This is a genomic window from Geobacter sp. OR-1 (assembly GCF_000813145.1).
Classification (GTDB): Bacteria; Desulfobacterota; Desulfuromonadia; order Geobacterales; family DSM-12255; genus Geoanaerobacter.
Map to the genome: position 1 here is coordinate 33,074 of NZ_BAZF01000024.1, position 20,835 is coordinate 53,908.

Consider the following 20,835-nt stretch of genomic DNA (forward strand, 5'->3'; position numbering starts at 1 on the left):
TAGAGATGGGTGCCATAAAAATATAAAGGCCCTGGCGGTTGTTCCGTCAGGGCCTTGTGATTGATCGGGAGAATTTTGATTTAGATCTTGCGAACGTTGGAAGCCTGAAGCCCTTTAGGTCCATTGATGACATCGAATGTCACCGCCTGGCCCTCTGCCAGCGACTTGAAACCTTCTCCCTGGATGGCGGAAAAGTGCACGAATACATCGTCGCCATTTTCCTGCTCGATGAAACCGAAACCCTTTGCGTCGTTGAACCATTTTACCTTGCCCTGTGCCATGTTCTGCTTCCTCCTTCGTGTTGCTCCGGGTCTTATTGCCGGATGTTTGGGGGTTACCGCAGTTGCCGGAGTCTTCTGGCAGGGAAGAGCAAGGCCCTACTGGGAACTTCGCATTTCCTGATTCCGCAAAAACGTCCGAAACTTACTGCAGCGTAAAACTAGCATGTGTGAAATAATAGTGTCAAGTACTTTGGCTCAGTTGAGCCGGCCCCGTCAAAACGTATTGATTCTCCCCAGGAAAGCGATCAGCAATCCGTAATGCTGATGATCGAATGCGAAGGCAATACGGGGTAGATTGAGCAGGTCTGGTTCATCCGATTCCTCGGGCAATGGGCCGCTCCGTTTAATCAGAGTGCCGGCGCGCCTGATCTCCGGGAACTCGTTAGAAAGGGTTTCAATCTGGTCGTCGGTGAGATCCTTGGTAAGTCTCACGACCAGTGTGCCATTTACAAACCTGAGCGAGTGATAGATGCGATAAAAGCTTTCAATGGCATTAATTGCTTCTTCTACGGACCGGCTGATCGAGAAGATGGAAAAGTCTTCGGCTGAGATCAGCCCCTTGCCGAGCATGGAAGCTTTGATGAAATCAAAAAACCGGTCCCAGTAGCCGCTGTCATCATCGATCAATACGAGCGGCTTAGGCGCGGTTTTCCCGGTCTGAATCAGGGTAAACACCTCCATCGCCTCATCCAGGGTCCCAAACCCTCCGGGGAACACGGCGATAGCGTCGGATTCTTTTACAAACGCCACTTTTCTGTTGAAGAAATACTTGTAGGTAATGAGCCGTGGATTCTGTGCCATGACCGGATTGGGATTCTGCTCGAACGGGAGCCTGATGTTGACGGCAAACGAGTTTTCGCTGCCGGCGCCCTGGTTTCCTGCCTGCATTATGCCGCCGCCGCCACCGGTTATGGTCATGAAGCCCCGTTTCACCAGCTCCCGGCTGAAATCGACGCACTTCTGGTAGATCGGCTCACTCGGGTCGGTTCTGGCAGAACCGAAAATCGTCACTTTTTTCTTCTGACGATACGGTGCAAAGACCTTGTTGGTGTACCGCATCTCCTTCATGGTGTTGTTAAGCATCTTGAGATCGGCCAGATAATCGGTCTCCTGGCCGGCTTTCAGGGCGGAGATGATCATCTCCCGCACAAATTCCGGATGATGAATCCCATCGGCTTTTCGGATCAGCTCTTCGATCATCTGGTCGAGATCGCCGTTGCCCCTTGTAAAACTTAGTTCCATAAAGAATAATGTCTCCTTGATCTCTGATTATGGGGGAGTATACCACCTGCTTCCCGCTCAGGCAAATTTCACAACGGTTTCAGGAATAAAATACCGTTGATTTGCCTGTACTGTTTGGGTTAGAGTATGGCCAGTTTCGGGTTTGCGCTATTATGCCCGATAGTTTCTGAGTCTCGTCTTGAAAGGATTTAAACGTATGGGTCAGACAACAGCAGAAAAGATTTTTGCCAGTCATCTTGTTGATGAGCCGTTTAGCGGCACAAAGGTGCTGAAGCTTGATGTGGTTATGTGCCACGAAATCACTACACCGATTGCCATAGCCGATCTTATGGCGCGCGGCAAGGATCGGGTATTCGATACCTCGAAGATAAAGGCGGTGATTGACCACGTCACTCCGAGCAAAGACACCAAGACGGCCACTCAGGCCAAGATGTTGCGTGACTGGGCCAGGAGGCACAACATAAAGGATTTTTTCGACATCGGCGCTAATGGGGTATGTCACGCGCTATTCCCGGAAAAAGGGTTTATCCGCCCCGGCTACACCGTTATCATGGGCGATTCGCACACCTGCACCCACGGGGCCTTCGGCGCATTTGCCGCCGGCGTGGGGACCACTGACCTGGAAGTGGGCATCTTGAAAGGCGTTTGCGCATTCCGGGAGCCAAAGACGATCCGGTTCAACCTTAACGGCACGCTGCCGAAAGGGGTCTATGCCAAGGACGCCATACTCCATGTCATCGGACTCATAGGGGTAAACGGCGCCACTGACAGGGTCATGGAGTTCCGCGGTCCGGTTGTAGAAGCCATGACCATGGAGTCGCGCATGACGCTGTGCAACATGGCTATCGAGGCTGGCGGTACCTCCGGGATCTGCATGCCGGACAAGGTAACCGTCGAATACCTCTGGCCGTTCATCAAGGACGAATATGCATCGAAGGAAGAGGCCCTGGCTGCTTTCATCAAGTGGTGTTCCGACGAAGATGCCGTGTACGATCAGGTCTATAATATCGATCTCTCAAGTCTGGAGCCGACCGTGACCTTCGGCTACAAACCCGACCAGGTGAAAACCGTCACCGAGATCGCCGGTGAGCCGGTGGACCAGGTCTATATCGGTTCCTGCACCAACGGTCGTCTGGAAGACCTCCGGATTGCGGCCGGAATCCTCAAAGGTAAGAAGATCGCGGCAACGGTGCGGGGCATCATGTCTCCTGCCACTCCCCATATCTATCAGGAGGCGCTGAAAGAGGGGCTGATCGACATCTTCATGGATGCCGGATTCTGCGTTACCAATCCGACCTGCGGGGCATGCCTCGGGATGAGCAACGGGGTGCTGGCCGAAGGCGAGGTCTGCGCATCCACCACCAACCGGAACTTCATGGGACGGATGGGTAAGGGGGGGATGGTGCATCTGATGTCACCGGCAACCAGTGCGGCAACGGCGATAGAGGGTAAAATCGCCGACCCCCGCAAGTATCTATGAGAAGCACGGCTTTTCCGCAATCGCGGCGTTGCCCTGCGCTTATCGAAAAATCCACGCTTCTGGGGATTTGTTGGTTCAATTAATTTTTCAAGGAGATCTGCATATGAAAACATTCGGCGGGCCGGTGCTGTTTCTCGACCGGGCAGACATAAATACTGATGAGATCATCCCGGCAAAATATCTGACTGAAATAACCAAAGAAGACCTGAAACCGTACATCCTGGAAGATCTGAAACTCCCCGGTTTCGATCCCAAGGGACCAAAAACCAAGGCCGCCCGGGTCATTGTCAGCCGCGGGAATTTCGGCTGCGGCTCTTCGCGGGAGCACGCTCCCTGGGTGTTTGAGGTCAACGGGATCACGGCAGTGATTGCGGAATCTTTCGCCCGCATCTTCCGGCAGAATATGTTCAACTGCGGCATGGCTGCCATCGAACTGCCGAAAGCGGACATCGACCAGATTTTTTCGCATTCGGCGGGGGAAGATGTTGCCATGGCCCTGGACATCTCGGCCCAGACCTTGACCCTGAGCGGCGGAGGCAAGCAGAAAGCCTTCAGCTTCGATATTTCGCCCTTTGACAAGGCGCTTGTCCTGGCCGGCGGCTGGGTGGACTACGCCGACAAGCAGTATTGACCAAAGGATGGCCGGTCGTAATCGGGGCGGGAGACGCTTGTCTTCCGCCCTGTTTTTTTATGTTTTGTGGCCGATGATCTGCACGGCTACTGCTTGATTAAGCTTTTTTGTTGACGATGATTCAAGGCAAGGCATAATATTCTTGCGTTGTTGGGTGTGGAATGAGGGGTGGATGACGAGACCTTTACTTGCATTTATGGTGCTGGCGAGCCTTCTCCTGCCGGCGATCCCTTCTTTTGGGGCGAAGGCGGGCGATATCGATGTCGAAGGCACCATATTCACTCTATGGCCGTTGATCGACTACCGCGAAAGCCCCAAAGAGCAGTTCAGCAACTTGGGGATACTCGGGCCACTCATAAAGATCCAGGAAAACAGAGGCGATTCCGTAGTTGCCTTCCGGCCGCTCTTTCACAACAGCGCCAATAAAAAGCAGGGAACCTCTGTCACCGAGTACCTTTACCCTCTGGCTTCCTCGGAAACAACGCCAGAGGTTTCCCGGTTCCAGTTTCTGAAACTCATTCAGAATAACAACTTTCGGAAGGACGAGGCAGGGGGAGGGGAGAAAGACAGCATGTTTTTCCCCTTCTATATCAGCGGGACCTCGAAGAAGTACGGGCCATACACCTCTGTTTTCCCGATTTACGGGGATATTTACGAGCGGTTCTGGAAGGATGAGTACCATTACGCTCTGTTTCCGCTGTATGGCAGTACGGTGAAGAACGGGACGACATCCCGAAACTATCTTTACCCGCTCTTCAACACGCTGGAAGGGGACAAGGAGTCCGGATTCCAGGTCTGGCCCCTTTACGGCCAGTCAGCCAAAGAGGGGGTCTACCGCAAAAGGTTTGTTCTCTGGCCTTTTGTTATCAGCGACACCAGGGGGCTCAATACTGCCAACCCCACGGAGAAGCTGTTTCTGCTGCCGTTTTACACGGCAACGGACTCTCCCGACAAGACCGAGCGGGGGTATTTCTGGCCGTTCTGCGGCTACCGCGACGACCGCAAGCTGAAAGAGCAGGAGACCGATTTTCTCTGGCCGTTTATATGGACAGTCCGGGGAGAGGAACGCCGGGTCGACAGCTATCTGCCGTTTTATTCCGGCGAGGTGAAAAAGGAGAGCAGCAAGCACTGGTATCTGTGGCCGCTGTTCCGGAATGATACCTTGACAACTGATACCTTCAGTCGCGACCGCAACCGGGTGCTTTATTTTCTCTACTCAGACAGCCTTGAGCGCTGGGCCAAGGACGGATCGGAGCGAAAGCGCACTGCCTTGTGGCCAATGTTTGTATATCAACGCGATCCCAGGGGGGTGAAAACCTTTTCGTTCCCAGCCCTGGTCGAACCGATTCTGGATCGGGGAGAGATCGAGCAGAACTGGTCGCCGTTGTGGCGCATTTATCAACAGAAATGGACCGACTCCGGCGAATCGGTGGTATCATTTCTCTGGAGCCTGTACTGGCACGAGATCCGTGATGATGCGACAGCTTACGAGTTCTACCCGCTGCTGTTTTATCGCGGCAAGGCAGATTTTGCAGAAACGAGCATTTTTAAAGGGCTGGTTCGCTATAAAAATGTCGAAGGAGAAAAGAGCCTGAAGCTGTTATGGCTTCCGTTCGGGCTCAATTGGGGTGCGAAAGTGACCGGGAAGGGCTCTGCACCGATAACCGCCGGAGGGGGATTGTGAACAGGGTGCTTGACGCCATCGGCAGACGGCTGATCTATTTCCAGGAAATAGTCGGCGAGGCCCTGATCCTGCTGGGGCAGACCATCTACTTTTTCCGGGAGGCGCATCGGAATTTTCAGAGCATTCTGGTGCAGATAACGATCATCGGGTATGAGACCCTCCCTGTGGCAGCGGTCATGGCATTTTTTGTCGGCATGGTTCTGGCCCTGAATACCGGCGTCGAATTGAACAAGTACGGCAGCCAGACAATTATAGGAGCGATAGTTGCCCATTCCATGGTCCGTGAGTTGGGGCCGGTAATGACGAGTTTTCTGGTGGCCGGCCGCGCCGGTTCGGCAATGGCTGCGGAGATCGGGGTAATGAAGGTCTACGAGGAGATCGACGCTCTCAAAACCCTCGACATAAACCCTGTCCGTTATCTGGCGATGCCGAGGATGATAGCCTGCCTTCTCTGTGTCCCAGCTCTGACAATCTTTGTCGATTTTATCGGGATAATCGGCGGTGCCATCATCAGTAACCTCCATCCCAAGATATTCGTTTCGTACGCGACATATTACGACAGCCTGACCGCAGCGCTGAAGCTGCGGGAAGTGGCTAACGGCTTGATCAAATCGGTGGCGTTCGGAGGGATCATCGCCCTGGTTTGTTGTTACGTCGGTTTCAAGACTTCCGGCGGCGCCCGCGGCATAGGACGATCGACAACCCGTTCGGTCGTTCTGTCGTTTATGATGGTGCTGATCGCAGACTACTTTCTGACGCGGATACTGATGTAAAGCAACGGCATGAAGAGGGAAAGGAACAACCATGGCAATGACAATTGAAAGAAAGGTCGGACTCTTCTTTGTCATATCTATCGTCGTGCTGGGTGTAATGATTGAGACCGGCGAGAAGTGGAACCCGTTTAACAGGAAGGTCCCGTACAAGACCTTTCTCGGCAGCGTGACCGGCCTGAAAGTGGGGGACCCTGTGAAGCTGGTAGGGGTCGATGTCGGCAAGATCAAGCATGTTGCCGTTCTGACCGACAAGGTGCAGATAGATTTTGAGGTTGAGCCCGGCACTCGCATCAAGACCGACACCGTTGCCGGACTCAGGCTCACCAATCTTCTCGGCGGCCAGTTCCTGGGACTTTCTCTCGGGTCTCCAAATGCGCCGCTGCTGGAACCGGGCGGGACCGTCATTGGCAAGGACGTTGCCAACATCGACATCATTGTTGACAACGTAAGTGATCTGACCAAGGACGCCAAGATCCTGATCACGGAATTGAACAAGAACCAGAATGAGGTTATGCACAAGATTGCCGCCATTCTGGATGACAATCGGGGCAATCTCAGGAACAGTATCGCCAATCTTAACAGCATTACCCAAAAGTTCGACCGTGGGGACGGCTCCCTGGCCATGTTGTTGAACGACAAGGCGCTTTACAACAATGCCAACGATGCCATTGTCAGCATCAGGAGCGTTACCACCAAGATCGACAAAGGGGAAGGGACCATCGGCAAGCTCGTTAACGACGATGCCCTGTACGCGGATGCCCGTAAAGCAATCAAAGGCCTGAATGACGGCGTGAACGAAATGACCGGCGGCTTCAAGGAGATCAAGGAGGTTGCCGGTAAGATCAATCGCGGCGAAGGTACCCTGGGCAAGCTGGTGAATGAAGATGTCCTGTACTCTGACCTGAAGGACGCTTCCCGCAATATCAAGGATATAACCGACAAGATCAATCGCGGCGAGGGGACCATCGGCAAGCTGGTGAATGAAGACAAGCTTTACAAGGATGCCACCGCCACCTTGAAAAAGACTGAAAAGGCGATGGAGGGGCTGGGGGATAGCGGGCCGATATCCGTGCTCGGCAGTATCGTCGGCACTCTGTTTTAGGGCGCGCGGCTTTTTGCCCTATCTGCTTAAGTCTTTGGCTTCGCTTGAGCGGAGTGGCTCTGACACGCCTCTGCGCACTCCTTTGACAGCCTTGATATTGCTAAAAAATTCACGTTCCTTTAAGAGAAAAAATATAAATATGGCGCGGTAAATCGCGTCATTTTTTTGTGGGGATATCATGATGGAAGATGTACTGAAAATAGCAGCAGGCACGTTCACCATGCGGCCCTATGTATTTGCCTTTTTCGCCGCTTATCTCTTTGCCGCTGTTCCGCATATCGGCTGGAAAAAGGTCGGGCTGTTCACGGTCGTCGGTTACCTAATCGCCTTTGCCTCAGAATATTCGTCCATCAACAACGGTTTTCCTTATGGCTGGTACTACTACATCGACGCCACGAAAGACCGGGAACTCTGGATTGCCGGCGTTCCGTTTTTCGATTCCCTCTCCTATGTCTTTCTGGCTTACTGCAGCTATGCCACCGCTCTTTTCATCATCTCACCTCTTCGCGGATGGCGCTGGAACCTTGTCACCCTGGAAACCGGTGCCATCCGCCGCTCTTTTGCCGCACTGTTGCTAGGTTCGCTCCTGCAGGTCTTTCTCGATATCATCATTGACCCTGTTGCGCTTCAGGGGAGCCGCTGGTTTCTGGGGCAGATATACGGCTACAAGGAGGCGGGTATCCATTACGGGGTACCGTTGTCGAACTACCTTGGGTGGTGGCTGGTCGGGTTCATCATGATTCTGGCGCTCCAGATCGTTGACCGCTCTGTCGGAAAAAATGTCGAACACGCCAAAGGGGTTGCCAATCTGCCGTTTCGGGCGCTGGTCGGACCGCTCCTCTATATTTCGGTGGTCGTTTTCAACCTCACGGTCACCTTTCTGATCGGTGAGCGCCAGATGGCTCTCACCGGGATCTTTACCTACATCCTCCCGGTTGCGATTGTCGCCACCCTGGCCATCCGCCGGACCAACCGCTACACCAAGGAAGAACTGGCTGAACACCTGCGGGATTTCCCCGGCTCAACGGCAGGCGGACGCCGGGGGTGATTCATCCAACGGGGTGCAGTAGCTTGGCAATTGCCCCTGCCAGGTTTTCCCCGGCCTTTTTGGAGTTGCGGGCCAGCCGCACCAGCTGCGGCATGATCCACGGTTTCTTCGCAATGGTAAGCATTACCCGCCATGTTTGCAGGTTCAGGTTTTTATCGCAAAACTCGTCAAGGCTGAAACTCAGCTCATCGTCGAAACTGTCGCTGATCGAGCGGATGGCTGTCAAAGGGATCAAGTGGCTATTAGCGACCTGGGCCACTGCCGAGGTCTCCATCTCGACCACCGCTTTCCTGATGCCTGTCGGCAGGAGCCCGGCAATCTCCTTTTTTGAGGTAATCTTTCGCGTGGTAACGAATGCCGCGCCAATAACGGGAATGCCACAAGTTTCCCTGACCTCTGGGCATGATCCGGGACTATCGCCGTTCAGCCCATGTTGCTCGCTGAACAGCCGGCCATGGAGAAAGAGCAGCCGTTCTGCGCAAACAACGTCTCCAACGCTCAGATCCGGGGTTAGCGAGCCGGCAAAACCGAAGTTTACGATCCTGTCCGGCCTGGCCGTATCTATGAGCAGCCGAGTGGCGGCAGCGGCATTGTCCGGTCCCATTCCCGACTCGACCAAGCAGATGGATTGTCCCCAGGCATCCAGCCGATATATGTGATGTCCCCCGACCTTTTCCCGGCTTAAGACCTTAACCTGCCGGAGCAATGGCCGAATCTCTTCCTGCATGGCGGCAATAAGGCCGATACGTTGCACCCGAGACTCCTTTCATCATCCTTCCGTTACTCTAGCAGACCCTCTTGGCGTCGGCAATCGTTCCCTGCTTTTTGTCAGGATTGCGCTATTCTCTTAAGATGTTTTTACTTTTGGCGATATGAATATCTAACCTGAATTGGCCATTATCCGGAGGGCGAATGACACTGCGCCTCAAGGCATTATTGTTGATTGTGCTGATCTTGTCTGCACTCGCCATAGTATTGTACAAATCCTGCGATACCGTTATGAGGACGAGTTTCAGCGGGCTGGAGCAAAAAGAGGTGCAGGAAAGCCTGCTTCGAGTCAAGAATATTCTCCAGGGTGACTTGGTGATGCTAGGGAGTCAGGTGGGCGATTGGGCATCATGGGATGATGCATATGAATTTGTCGAAAACGGTAACCAGAATTTTATTAACAAAAATATCCTGCCGGCCAGTTTTGTCGAGATCAAAGCGAATCTCATTCTATTCGTGCACAATTCCGGCAAGATAGTCTATGAAGGGTGGTTCGACCGGAACACCAACGAGATATCCGGTGGTAAGGTGAGCTTGCACGGTCATCTGGGACCGGAAAGCAGGCTGCTTAACCTCAGCTATCCATCCAGCATCGTCACCGGGATTATCAATCTCCCCGAAGGGCCGCTCATGGTGGCTGCCCGACCCATTGTCACAACAAAACGGGATGCCCCGATTCGAGGCACGCTTATCATGGGGCGCTTTATCGACAACATGGAAATCGACCGTCTTTCCAAAGACGCCAGACTCTCGTTCAATGTGTACCGTCTGGGAGACCCTTATCTTGCTCCGGAACTGGCAACGATTCAGAATGAACTGAATGCCGGGAGAGCCTCTTTACTGATCAAGAGGTCCGGTGAGAATGATCTGGCCGTTTACGATTACCTGAACGATTTGTACGCCAAGCCGTCATTTATCATCAAGGCCGTTATCCCACGTCAAGTCATGAAAGAGGGGGAACGGCTCATCGGCTCGCTCCGCCTTGTCATCATTGCCGGTGTGGCTATTGCGGGGATATTGCTGGCTCTGGCATTGTCAATCTTCTGTTTTCCACGCCCAGTCCCGGTTGATCAACGGGTTGTCCCTGATGACTGGAGCGCCGGGAACGATCTTGACGAACCTGTTCTCATCGCAACCGCCAACCAGGAGGAAGCAACGTATGAAGAGGAGAGAGAGACGGACAATCCGGATGAACCGGACGTTTCCGCCTCTGCTGGTACCGATTCCGATGCGGGCGACACGGATGAGTCCGTCAGTGTAACCGACGAGACTCCAGATCCCGGCAAATCAATTGAGCAAGAGCCCGGCGCCGAATCCTCCGACCCAACAGATCTGCAACCCCCGCCTGCAAAATTAGCTTGACATGTAACAAGTTATTCGCCTATATTCAATCCCTTACGAGTGGGCTATCTGCGCCCGGAGTCCGGCTGTTGGCGGTTCCAGGGTGTAAACCCGCATGGGGTTTGAATGTTAGAGAATCTGTCCGACAAACTGGAACTGGTCTTTAAAAAGCTTCGCGGCCAGGGAGTGATGACCGAAGAGAATATCAAGGAGGCACTGCGCGAGGTGCGCCTCGTTCTCCTTGAGGCAGATGTCAACTTCAAGGTTGTCAAGGAGTTTATCGAAAAGGTTCGCGTTCGTGCCGTGGGGACGCAGGTTCTTCAGAGTCTTACCCCCGGACAGCAGGTGGTCAAGATTGTCCACGACGAGCTGGTCTCTCTCATGGGGGGGGACGAGGACAACAGTCTCGATCTGGCTGCAAAGCCTCCGGTTTCGATAATGATGGTCGGGCTTCAAGGAGCGGGGAAAACGACCTCATGCGGCAAGCTCGCCCGGCACCTGAAGGCAAAAAGGCGCAATCCGCTCCTGGTGCCGGCTGACGTTTACCGGCCCGCAGCTATCGAACAGCTCAAGACGCTCGGCCGGCAGCTGGGGGTTGAGACCTATGATTCCAGTAGCGACCAGGACCCGGTGGCAATCTGCTCCGATGCCCTGAAGTATGCCGAGCTCAACGGTTTTGATACCGTTATTCTCGATACTGCCGGTCGTCATCAGATCGACGACTTTCTGATGAATGAACTGGTCCGGATCAGGGATGAGGTGCAGCCGCGCGAGATCCTGTTTGTTGCCGACGCCATGACCGGTCAGGAAGCGGTCAATGTGGCCACCGGGTTCAATGAGAGGCTGGAAATTTCCGGTGTCGTGCTGACAAAGCTGGACGGCGATGCCAAAGGCGGGGCCGCCCTCTCCATAAAGGCAGTCTGTGGCAAGCCGGTCAAGTTTGTGGGTTTGGGCGAAAAGCTCGACGCCCTTGAGGTGTTTCACGCCGATCGCCTGGTGTCGAGGATTCTCGGCATGGGCGATGTGCTGACCCTGGTCGAAAAGGCGCAGTCGGTCTTTGATGATAAGGAGGCGGCCCGTCTTCAGCAGAAATTCAAGAAGAACCAGTTTGATCTGGAGGATTTCAAGAATCAGCTCCAGCAGATCAAGAAAATGGGTTCGCTTGACTCCATCATGGGTATGATCCCTGGTATGGGAAAAATGATGAAGCAACTCGGCGATGCCCAGCCGAGCGAGCGCGAGATGAAAAGAGTGGAGGCAATCATCGACTCCATGACCAGAGAAGAGCGGTCCAACCATGCCATCATCAATGGCAGCCGTAGGATACGCATTGCCAACGGGAGCGGCACCACGGTTCAGGAAGTGAACCAGCTTCTCAAGCGGTTCTCCGAGGCGCAGAAAGTGATGAAGCAATTACAGAAGCTCGGCCCAAAGGGGCTTATGAGAGGCATGGGCGGTATGCGCAACATGCTTCCCTTTTAAACAACATAATTTACAAATCGACTCAAAGTCGACATCAGGAGGAGTGCAAATGGCAGTAAAGATCAGATTGGCTCGTGGCGGCGCAAAGAAGAAACCTTTTTACCAGATTATCGTCACCGACGAGCGTAGCAGGAGGGATGGCCGCTTTATTGAGAACGTCGGCACCTATGATCCGAACCATAACCCTGCTTTGGTGAAAATCGAGGAGGATAAGGCTCTGGAATGGCTTAATAATGGCGCGCAGCCTACCAATACTGTCAAGCAGATGCTGAAAACTACCGGTATCTGGGCCAAGTTTGCTGCCAAAACTGCAGCATAGGCTGGGTTTCAGCCCGGATTACATGGTCTGATCATACGAAAATGCATTCAATGGGGATGCGATCCGGCGAAGGAGTGACGCAACCAGTCCTCTATTGCACCATGTCTGGATTTCATGACGATAACGCAGACTTTTGAATGCTGTTTATTTGTCCCGGCCCGCCGGAAATCCCACACCCACAGAGGAAACCGACATGAGACAGCTCGTAGAGACCATCGCGAAGGCACTTGTTGACGATCCAAACCAGGTCAGAACCAGCGAAGAGTTTGAAGAGGATACGCTGGTCATCAAGCTGACGGTAGCCAAAGAGGATATGGGCAGGATCATCGGCAAGGAAGGACGGACCGCCAAAGCAGTAAGGACCTTGCTCAATGCAGTTTCGACCAAGGACAACAAAAAGGCGATTCTCAAGATTGTCGAGTGATGGAGTTGTCTGACGATCTGGTTCTTCTGGGTAAGGTAACCGGAACCCATGGGATCAGGGGCGAGTTGCGGATTTCCTGTTATTCAGGGGATTGCGGCACTCTGATGGGGTTGCGCACCTTTCATTTGCGAGGAGTGCGCGGCGATCTGCTCGAAGCGGAAATAGCTTCCGCGAGGCCCCAAGGGGGTAGGGCAGTTGTTAAGCTTAAAAATTTCGACAGCATCAACGATGTGACTCATCTGATCGGCCGCGAACTGGTGATCCGTCGTGACCAGCTACCCGAGACCGAGGAAGGCGAGTACTACTGGCACGACCTGATCGGGTTGACGGTTATCAGCGATGATGGCCTTGAACTCGGGACGCTGGCGGAAATATTCGATACCGGCAGCAATGATGTATATGTTGTCAGAAATGGAGAGCGGGAGTATCTGATTCCTGCCCTTGAAGACGTAGTAAGGGAGATTGACCTGACTGGCCGCATTATGAGGGTCACTCCTCTCGAAGGGCTTCTCGATCTATGAAATTTGATCTGTTGACGCTCTTCCCCGACATGATTGCCGGCCCGCTGAGCAATAGCATAATCGGCAGGGGGATCGAGCGCGGCCTGATCGAGCTGAATCTATGGAATATCCGTGATTATGCCGTTGACCGCCACCGCACTGTCGATGATTCTCCCTATGGCGGTGGCGCCGGTATGGTCATGAAGGTCGAGCCGCTGTACTCCTGCATCGAGGCGGTCAAGGCCGAGCGCCCCGATGCAAGGGTGATCCTGACCTCACCCCGCGGGGTCCCGTTCAGCCAGGAGATGGCGCAGGAACTTGCCGGATTGACGGAGCTGATCATTGTCTGCGGCCGCTACGAAGGGGTTGATGAAAGGGTCACCGAGCTCTGCATCGACCAGGAGGTTTCGATCGGCGATTTTGTCCTGACCGGCGGCGAGCTGGCTGCCATGGTCGTTGTGGACGCTGTCGGCCGCTTGTTGCCAGGCGTTCTCGGTTGCGATGATTCGGCCCTGGATGAATCGTTCTCCGATGGTCTGCTGGAGTATCCGCAGTATACCCGGCCGCCTGAGTTTCACGGCTTGACGGTTCCGGAAGTGCTGCTATCCGGGAATCATGCCGAAATTGCCAAGTGGCGCCGTCAGCAGGCTATCCTGAGGACCGCCGCCGCCCGGCCCGAGCTGCTCGCCAACGTGCAGCTCACCCCAGCAGAACGGAAGCTGGCCGACCATGCCCTGGAGACGCGGCATGTGCATTGAAACCGTCCCTGCTGCCAGGGTGGCCGTAGCGCTGCTGCATCATCCGGTCTATGACAAGCACCGCCAGGTGGTGACAACAGCGGTCACGAACCTTGATCTGCACGACATTGCGCGGGCAGCGAAGACCTTCGGGTTGTGCCGTTATTTTGTAGTCACTCCGGTTGCGGATCAGCAGGCCCTTGCCGAGAGAATACGCGCCCATTGGCTCGGCGGGTGGGGCGCCGGATACAACCCCAAGCGCAAAGAGGCGTTGGAACTGCTGCAGGTGGTGCCGGGCCTGAATGATGCCATTGCGGAGATGACCGAGACCTTCGGCACTCGTCCCCTGATTGCCGTAACCGGCGCCAAGGGGCGGCCCAACTCGGTAACTGCTCAGGAGTTGAGAGGTAAACTCGAAAGTTTGGCATCCCCGCTGCTGCTCCTTTTTGGAACGGGGTGGGGGATGACGGAAGAGGTTTTTGATCAGGCAGATTTTGTACTGGAACCGATCAGCGGGAACAGCGAATATAATCATCTTTCGGTCAGGTCGGCTGTGTCGATATATCTGGACCGGCTTTTCGGAAGATGAGAACTGAACAACAACCGGATATCAAATCAGAACTATTAATAGAGGAGGAAGTACAGAGATGAACAGAATCGATTACATGGAAATGGAACAGATGAAGAAGAACGTGGTCCCCTTCAAGCCGGGCGACACGGTCAAGGTGCAAGTCAAGATCGTTGAAGGCGACAAGAGCCGTATCCAGGCTTTTCAGGGTGTCGTCATCTGCCGTCAGAACGGTGGTATCCGCGAGTCTTTCACGGTAAGGAAGATCTCCAACGGCGTCGGCGTCGAAAGGGTGTTCCCGATTCATTCCCCGTCGATCGAAGCGATCGAAGTAGTGACCCGCGGCCAGGTCCGTCGCGCCAAGCTTTACTATCTGCGCAAGCTCCGCGGCAAGGCTGCCAGGATTCGCGAGAAGAAGTACGTCGCAGGTCAATAGGCTATGCAAGAGCCCCGGTAACCGGGGCTTTTTCATTTGGGGGCCGGATGAACCTCGAACTCTTCGCCACAACTGGAGCCGAGCGAGATCTCTTTGCCTTTGAGACCAGGGCGCGCCGCCGTGGATTTAAGCTTATTGCCGGAATCGACGAGGCCGGGCGTGGTCCTCTGGCCGGGCCGGTCGTTGCCGCCGCTGTCATACTGCCGCACGGGCTGGAAATTCCCGGCCTTGACGACTCAAAAAAGCTGACCCCCCAGAAGCGCGAAACCCTCATCGAAGAGATCAATGCCAAGGCGCTTGCCGTGGCTGTTGGCGTCGCGGATCACTCCATGATCGACCGGATCAATATCCTGCAGGCAACACTAGTTGCCATGATGCAGGCAGTCTCCAACCTGCAGCTCCCTCCAGATTTCCTCCTGATAGACGGCATCAGTAATATCCAGGCCAATATCCCGCAGCAGACCGTCAAAAAGGGTGATTCCCTCTCGGCCTCCATTGCTGCCGCCTCCATTGTTGCCAAGGTGACTCGGGACCGGATGATGGATGGTTTCGACCGACAGTATCCAGGGTACGGCTTTGCCGGCCACAAGGGGTACGGCTCGGCGGCCCATTTTGCGGCGATCGCCCAACTGGGGCCGTGCGAGATCCACCGGAAGAGCTTTCGCGGGGTCAGGGAACACCTGGACCACGAGCCGGAAGAGGATGCGGAATGAAACCAGTGGAGAAAAGGCCGGGACCAAACCAAAGGGTCGGCAGTCAGGGCGAAGATCTCGCTACCGCCTTTCTGGAGTGGCAGGGTTATGTCATCCTGGAGCGGAACTACCGCTGCAAGGGTGGTGAGGTCGATATCGTTGCCAAAGAGGGGAAGACCGTGGTCTTTGTCGAGGTCAAGACCCGCAGAACGGCATCGTACGGTGTCCCGCAGCTAAGTGTTACCCCGTTCAAGCAGCGCCAGATCATGAAGGCCTCGCTGACCTGGCTCGCCAGTCACAGGCAGCTCGAAGCCCCGGCCAGGTTCGATGTTATCGCCATTATCCTGCATGGTGATGGAGAACCGGCCTTTGACCATATCAGGAACGCCTTTGACCTGAATTATTGATGCCCCTTTCGTTGCAAAGCCGCTGCTACTGTGTTACCGTTACGGCACAAATTCCAAGGAGTTCCGACTTATGGAGTTCATTGTTGCCCTGGCCCAGATCAGGCCAAAATTAGGGTGTGTATCCGATAACCTGGCAATAATCGAAGCGTCCGTTGCGCAGGCAGTTGAGAGCGGCGCGGACCTCGTTGTCTTCCCCGAACTATCGGTGACCGGCTATTTTCTCAAGGACCTGGTGCCGGAAGTGGCGTTGCGGATCGATTCCCCGGAGATCGCCAAACTCCGGGTGCTTTCGCGCCGGATCAGCATCGCCGTCGGTCTGGTCGAGGAGTCTGCGGACTGCCGGTTTTTCAACACAGCCATCTATCTCGAAGAGGGGGAGATCAAGCACAGGCACCGCAAGGTCTATCTCCCCACCTACGGCCTGTTCGACGAACAGCGGTATCTCGCCTGCGGGGACCGTTTCCGCGCCTTCGACACCCGGTTCGGAAGATTCGGTATGCTGGTCTGCGAGGATATGTGGCACCTGTCTGCCGGCTATACCCTTGCCATGGACGGCGCTACCACCATCCTCTGCCTCTCAAGCAGCCCAGGACGGGGGGTCGCGTCCAATGATGGTCTCGGTTCCGCCCGGGCCTGGCAGCGACTGACCTCAACCACTGCCATGTTCCTCTCCTGCCGGGTGCTGTTCTGCAACCGGGTCGGTTTCGAGGACGGGGTGAATTTTTGGGGGGGATCGGAAATCCTCACCCCGTCCGGCGACAGCGCGGTTCGGGCGAAGCTGCTCGAAGAAGAGCTGGTAACGGCGCGGGTTGATGACGGCGAACTGCGGCGGGAGCGGATATTCGCACCGTTGTTGCGGGACGAAAATCTCGATCTGACCATCCGCGAACTGCGGCGGATCGAAAAGGAGCGGAGGAGCGCGCATGTCTGGTAATGTAGGCTCATTGGGACTTGCCATAAATGCCGCACTGGTGCGCCGGATTCTGGTCGGGTTCCTGGCCGAGGAGGTTCACAAGGTCGGGTTGAAGAGGGCAGTCCTGGGGCTTTCCGGAGGGATCGACTCTGCCCTGGTGGCATACCTGGCGGCCGAAGCGCTCGGGGCCGAGAATGTCCAGGCAATCATCATGCCGTACAAGCAGAGCAACCCGGAGAGCGAGGCCCATGCCCGGCTGGTGGCCGAACGGCTCGGGATCGAGCATTGCGTTATCGGCATTACGCCTATGGTGGACGCTTATTTCGAGCTGTTCCCGGATGCTGATTCGATGCGGCGCGGCAACAAGATGGCCCGCGAGCGGATGACGATACTGTTCGACCACTCGGCAGCCAGGTCGGCGCTGGTGTTGGGCACCAGCAACAAGACCGAGCTGCTTCTCGGCTACGGCACCCTTTACGGCGACATGGCGAGCGCCCTGAACCCGATCGGCGATCTCTACAAGACCCAGATCTGGCAGCTCTCCGAAGAGATGGAGGTGCCGCGCGAGGTGATCGACAAAAAGCCTTCGGCGGACCTATGGGCAGGCCAGACCGACGAGCAGGAGCTGGGGTTCACCTACAAGGCCGTGGATGAACTGCTCTACCAGATGGTGGATCTCCGCAAGAGCCGCGCCGAGCTGCTGGCTGCCGGATTTGAGGCCGCTTTCATCGAAAAGATCTATGCTAAGGTACAGAACTCCCATTTCAAGCGCCGCCTGCCGGTGATCGCGAAAGTCTCGAACCGCACAATAGATAGAGACTTTCGATATTCAAGGGATTGGGGTAAATAGGGTGCCGGCTGGCACCCTCTATATCGTTGCCACACCCATTGGCAACCTGGAGGACATGACCTTCCGGGCGGTCCGCATCCTTAAGGAGGTGGACCTGATCGCTGCCGAGGACACCCGTCACAGCCGCAAGCTGTTGAGTCACTTCGGCATTTCCACCCCGCTTACCGCCTATCACGACCACAACGAGACCCTCAAGTCACCGTACCTGATCGAAAAACTCAAGGCCGGTCAATCCATTGCCATTGTCACCGATGCCGGAACCCCGTGCATTGCCGATCCGGGTTACCGGATCGTACGGGCCGCGGCGGCGGAAGGGATCACGGTGGTGCCGATACCGGGCGCTTCGGCCACCATTGCGGCGCTCTCCGCTTCAGGCCTGCCGACCGACGAGTTCACCTTTGCCGGGTTTCTGCCGTCAAAATCGGGCAAGCGTAGGGAGCGGCTGCAAGAGCTGCAGGGAGAGCCGCGTCTGCTGGTTTTCTACGAGGCGCCGCATCGTCTGACCGCCACCCTGGCGGACATGGCCGAGGTCTTCGGTCCACGCGAGGCGATTGTCTGCCGGGAGCTGACTAAGATCTACGAGGAGTTCAACCGGGGGCTGCTCCTCGATCTCGTCCAACATTACGCAGAGACGCCGGCGCGCGGCGAGGTGGTGATCCTTGTCGCTCCGGGTGTGGCCGCGGACGAGGAACCAATGGACCTGGAGGGGATGCTGCGCAGCCTGCTGGCCGACGGGGTCACAGTCAAGGATGCCGTGCGCCGGGTGGCCGATGCCACCGGCCAGCCTCGGAGCGCGGTCTACGACCTGGCTCTCAGGTTGAAACAAGAGGGGAATAGTTGAATTGAGAAGGGCCTGCTTGCGCAGGCCCTTGGTGTTTGCGGAGTGCTGCCGGAGGAAGGTCTTGAGACCGGCGATCCCGGTTTTTCCGGCAAGGTTATCACCTTGTTGCCGGAAGCTTAATTACCACTGCCTGCTCCCGTGACAGCCGGCCGTCGCGCATGACGTACCATTCCAACCCAGGCTGCTAATCACGTTCTTTACGCCGTTTATGTGAGTAGATGCAGTCACGGCCGTTGAGCTGTAGCCGGTGCCGTGGCATGTAGCACAGGTGTATCCCTGTGAAATGTGGAACGCATGCTGGCCCGTCGCAGGAGGAACGGCATGGCAGCTACCGCAGGCAGGGGTCGGTGTCGGTGTTGGCGTTGGGGTAGGAGTGGGTGTCGGCGTAGGAGTAGGCGTTGGTGTCGGCGTAGGGGTCGGCGTAGGGGTCGGGGTTGGTGCTGTCTGGCTGTTCAGGTAGGCGGCCAGATCGGCAATCTGAGTTGCGGACAGGGTGATGCCTTTATGGCCTGCCTGGCCGGCAGCCGGGAATTTCTGGCTGACCTTGGCCCCTTTTGCTGCCAGGTTCATGACCGATGTGCCGGTCAGGGTGTGGCAGCCGCTGCAGTTTGCCGCGTATACTGCCTGGCCGGCTGTTGCCGAAGGAGTCGGGGTTGGAGTGGGTGTCGGCGTGGGGGTCGGAGTTGGTGTCGGTGTTGGCGCGGGCGGAGGCGTTGTGCCGGTGCCGTGGCTCTTGACCTTGATTTCAGAAGCAACCAGAACGCCGTTGACGAATTTCCCTTCCACTTCCACGCGGTCGTTCAACGCCAAGCCGGAGATGTTCAGATTGCCGGCGACCACGGTGATATCGCCGATGGTGAAGGCCTTGTCGTCCAGCGACAGGTTTGCCACCAGCCCTTCGATCTCGGCATGTTCGATATCTTCAGTGTCGCGCGATTTCAATTCCACCTTCATGGCGGTAAACGGCCCGTCAGCTGTCGCAATGGTCCCGTGGACCTTCACAGTAGATCCGGTGCCGATGCGCGGATTCAGAGGCAGCACGCTGGTTATTGCGACCCCGCCGATCTTCAGCTCTTGGCCGTTCAATTGCGTCACAGTGCCGATCAGTTTTATCGGTGTCTTGTTGGCAACGAACGGGTTGTTCTTCAGTTCGATCCTGGTGGCCTGAACCGCGCCGTTGGCATCGGTGTAACCGCTGATCACGACCATGTCGTTTCTGGAAAGACCGGCCAGGTCGTTAACCCTTTTGAAAACCGTGGTTGTCGAGACCGCTACCGTCTGCCCCAGAACCACCAGCGTGTCGCTGTTATTGTCTACTGATGCCACCGGTCCCTTGATCAGGTGGTCACAAGTGACTTCGAGCGCCTTTTTCGCGTTCCCCTGGCCACCATCATGACTCTTTACGGTCACCACCATACCGATATCCAGGGCATCGTCGTCTTCGTCCTTGGTGATTCGGCTGCCGTCAAGATCATAATCGGTGCCGTTGATCCGGATGGTTGCCCCGCTCTGGGAAGCTCCGGCAATGGCGATCTCCTTGCCGCTGGAACTGCCGCCTGTTGCCGTGATCACACCGGTGGTAACGCCCGAAACTGCCGGAGTACTGCTCCCTGAGCCCCCCCCGCACGCGGACAAAGATGCGATACCGATCATCAGTCCTATGGCACTCCAAATAGTCTTAATCTTCATGGTTTCCTCCATTGTTAATGCTGTTGATGCGTTTCCGTCGATGTCAGTTGTCATAGTAAATCTGCAAATTACCGGTTAACAAATTTGGGTTCTGTTGATCACCCCCTTTATAACCCCGGCAAAAAAAGAGCCGGGGCCGAATGTGAGGGCATTTCGGCATCCCGGCTGTCTCAGTGAGACCCTTAGGCTTTCCGCCCCATCCTCGCGGATGGTTTAGTATTATCGTGTACCTATACGGCTTCGCCAAAAGCCCATCTGCTGCGTTACGCTCAGCCCTCGTCGCTGCGACGTAGCCTACGGCTACGACTCACTCCTCAGACTTCGCAAGCCTTGCATCTGAAGCTTTTTGCTGTGCCTTGGTTTCAGAAAAGTTGCGTTAGGTCCCTCCAAATGTTGATTCTGTCTTGAAACAAAAAAGCCGGGTCGCCGGTCATATCTGGTTGGATATTTCGGCGACCCGGCTGTCTGCTTGAGACCCTATGGGCTTTCCGTCCCACCCTCGCGGGTGGTTTAGTATTGTCGTCTATCAGTGAAACAGTTTGTTACATTTTCGTAAACTTTACTTTAATGATCTGATCGTTGTCAAGCCAAAAAAATCTCAAGGTCATGTTCAAAACTGTGATATGT

23 protein-coding genes and 2 riboswitches are annotated in these 20,835 nt (G+C 55.4%); of the genes, 19 read left to right on the top strand and 4 right to left on the bottom strand.

Annotation, left to right across the window (positions count from 1 at the left end):
• Window positions 1-80: 80 nt before the first annotated feature.
• Entirely contained in the window at window positions 81-281 is a 201-nt protein-coding gene (locus tag OR1_RS18160; RefSeq protein ID WP_041973986.1) for a cold-shock protein, read from the bottom strand.
• Window positions 282-494: 213 nt separating this feature from the next.
• Window positions 495-1,523, bottom strand: coding sequence for a TIGR00730 family Rossman fold protein (locus OR1_RS18165; protein WP_041973988.1), 1,029 nt, complete (start codon window positions 1,521-1,523; stop codon window positions 495-497).
• A gap of 196 nt (window positions 1,524-1,719) precedes the next feature.
• On the opposite strand from OR1_RS18165, the gene OR1_RS18170 reads away from it, so the two are divergent.
• From OR1_RS18170 to OR1_RS18195, 6 genes are all read left to right on the top strand, one after another.
• On the top strand, window positions 1,720-3,003 hold the full coding sequence (locus OR1_RS18170) for a 3-isopropylmalate dehydratase large subunit (RefSeq protein ID WP_041973990.1): 1,284 nt from the start codon (window positions 1,720-1,722) through the stop codon (window positions 3,001-3,003).
• Between the two features lie 103 nt (window positions 3,004-3,106).
• Window positions 3,107-3,634 (top strand): 3-isopropylmalate dehydratase small subunit 2, encoded by a 528-nt coding sequence (locus OR1_RS18175; RefSeq protein WP_041973993.1) that lies wholly within the window; start codon window positions 3,107-3,109, stop codon window positions 3,632-3,634.
• A 172-nt stretch (window positions 3,635-3,806) separates the two neighbouring features.
• Entirely contained in the window at window positions 3,807-5,318 is a 1,512-nt protein-coding gene (locus tag OR1_RS18180) for a hypothetical protein (protein ID WP_041973995.1), read from the top strand.
• Window positions 5,315-6,091 (top strand): ABC transporter permease, encoded by a 777-nt coding sequence (locus OR1_RS18185; protein ID WP_052440643.1) that lies wholly within the window; start codon window positions 5,315-5,317, stop codon window positions 6,089-6,091. Before OR1_RS18180 ends, OR1_RS18185 begins: the two co-directional genes overlap by 4 nt.
• Window positions 6,092-6,122: 31 nt before the next feature.
• Complete coding sequence (locus OR1_RS18190) at window positions 6,123-7,193, top strand: MlaD family protein (protein WP_041973997.1); 1,071 nt, start codon at window positions 6,123-6,125, stop codon at window positions 7,191-7,193.
• Window positions 7,194-7,374: 181 nt separating this feature from the next.
• Window positions 7,375-8,241 carry a carotenoid biosynthesis protein gene (locus OR1_RS18195; RefSeq protein ID WP_041974051.1) on the top strand — a complete coding sequence of 289 codons (867 nt, stop codon included), beginning with the start codon at window positions 7,375-7,377 and terminating at the stop codon, window positions 8,239-8,241.
• A gap of 1 nt (window position 8,242) precedes the next feature.
• Here the strand turns inward: OR1_RS18195 and OR1_RS18200 are convergent, their stop codons facing one another.
• Window positions 8,243-8,995, bottom strand: coding sequence for a hypothetical protein (locus OR1_RS18200; RefSeq protein ID WP_052440644.1), 753 nt, complete (start codon window positions 8,993-8,995; stop codon window positions 8,243-8,245).
• A 158-nt stretch (window positions 8,996-9,153) separates the two neighbouring features.
• On the opposite strand from OR1_RS18200, the gene OR1_RS18205 reads away from it, so the two are divergent.
• From OR1_RS18205 to rsmI, 13 genes are all read left to right on the top strand, one after another.
• The gene (locus OR1_RS18205) at window positions 9,154-10,371 is read left to right on the top strand and encodes a CHASE4 domain-containing protein (protein ID WP_041974000.1); all 1,218 of its coding nucleotides are present in this window, start codon (window positions 9,154-9,156) and stop codon (window positions 10,369-10,371) included.
• Between the two features lie 105 nt (window positions 10,372-10,476).
• Entirely contained in the window at window positions 10,477-11,832 is a 1,356-nt protein-coding gene (ffh, locus tag OR1_RS18210) for a signal recognition particle protein (protein WP_041974002.1), read from the top strand.
• A 49-nt stretch (window positions 11,833-11,881) separates the two neighbouring features.
• Complete coding sequence (gene rpsP / locus OR1_RS18215) at window positions 11,882-12,151, top strand: 30S ribosomal protein S16 (RefSeq protein WP_041974004.1); 270 nt, start codon at window positions 11,882-11,884, stop codon at window positions 12,149-12,151.
• Window positions 12,152-12,344: 193 nt separating this feature from the next.
• Window positions 12,345-12,575: a KH domain-containing protein gene (locus OR1_RS18220; protein WP_041974007.1), complete on the top strand. Its 231-nt coding sequence runs from the start codon at window positions 12,345-12,347 to the stop codon at window positions 12,573-12,575.
• The gene (gene rimM / locus OR1_RS18225) at window positions 12,575-13,096 is read left to right on the top strand and encodes a ribosome maturation factor RimM (protein ID WP_041974009.1); all 522 of its coding nucleotides are present in this window, start codon (window positions 12,575-12,577) and stop codon (window positions 13,094-13,096) included. The genes OR1_RS18220 and rimM overlap by 1 nt, the downstream gene beginning before the upstream one ends.
• The gene (gene trmD / locus OR1_RS18230) at window positions 13,093-13,833 is read left to right on the top strand and encodes a tRNA (guanosine(37)-N1)-methyltransferase TrmD (protein WP_041974012.1); all 741 of its coding nucleotides are present in this window, start codon (window positions 13,093-13,095) and stop codon (window positions 13,831-13,833) included. Before rimM ends, trmD begins: the two co-directional genes overlap by 4 nt.
• Complete coding sequence (locus tag OR1_RS18235; protein WP_041974014.1) at window positions 13,823-14,401, top strand: RNA methyltransferase; 579 nt, start codon at window positions 13,823-13,825, stop codon at window positions 14,399-14,401. Before trmD ends, OR1_RS18235 begins: the two co-directional genes overlap by 11 nt.
• Before the next feature lie 58 nt (window positions 14,402-14,459).
• Window positions 14,460-14,816, top strand: coding sequence for a 50S ribosomal protein L19 (gene rplS / locus OR1_RS18240; RefSeq protein WP_041974017.1), 357 nt, complete (start codon window positions 14,460-14,462; stop codon window positions 14,814-14,816).
• A gap of 47 nt (window positions 14,817-14,863) precedes the next feature.
• On the top strand, window positions 14,864-15,529 hold the full coding sequence (locus OR1_RS18245; protein ID WP_041974020.1) for a ribonuclease HII: 666 nt from the start codon (window positions 14,864-14,866) through the stop codon (window positions 15,527-15,529).
• A complete protein-coding gene (locus tag OR1_RS18250; protein ID WP_041974023.1) occupies window positions 15,526-15,915 on the top strand; it encodes a YraN family protein in 390 nt (129 codons plus the stop codon). The genes OR1_RS18245 and OR1_RS18250 overlap by 4 nt, the downstream gene beginning before the upstream one ends.
• Window positions 15,916-15,985: 70 nt before the next feature.
• Complete coding sequence (locus OR1_RS18255; protein ID WP_041974026.1) at window positions 15,986-16,849, top strand: nitrilase-related carbon-nitrogen hydrolase; 864 nt, start codon at window positions 15,986-15,988, stop codon at window positions 16,847-16,849.
• Window positions 16,839-17,678, top strand: coding sequence for an NAD+ synthase (locus tag OR1_RS18260; RefSeq protein ID WP_041974029.1), 840 nt, complete (start codon window positions 16,839-16,841; stop codon window positions 17,676-17,678). Before OR1_RS18255 ends, OR1_RS18260 begins: the two co-directional genes overlap by 11 nt.
• A 1-nt stretch (window position 17,679) precedes the next feature.
• Window positions 17,680-18,519: a 16S rRNA (cytidine(1402)-2'-O)-methyltransferase gene (gene rsmI / locus OR1_RS18265; RefSeq protein ID WP_272946217.1), complete on the top strand. Its 840-nt coding sequence runs from the start codon at window positions 17,680-17,682 to the stop codon at window positions 18,517-18,519.
• Window positions 18,520-18,639: 120 nt separating this feature from the next.
• Here the strand turns inward: rsmI and OR1_RS22530 are convergent, their stop codons facing one another.
• Window positions 18,640-20,208 (bottom strand): DUF5666 domain-containing protein, encoded by a 1,569-nt coding sequence (locus tag OR1_RS22530; RefSeq protein ID WP_041974032.1) that lies wholly within the window; start codon window positions 20,206-20,208, stop codon window positions 18,640-18,642.
• 152 nt (window positions 20,209-20,360) lie between these two features.
• Window positions 20,361-20,436: riboswitch (cyclic di-GMP riboswitch) on the bottom strand.
• Window positions 20,437-20,656: 220 nt separating this feature from the next.
• Window positions 20,657-20,733: riboswitch (cyclic di-GMP riboswitch) on the bottom strand.
• Between the last annotated feature and the right edge of the window lie 102 nt (window positions 20,734-20,835).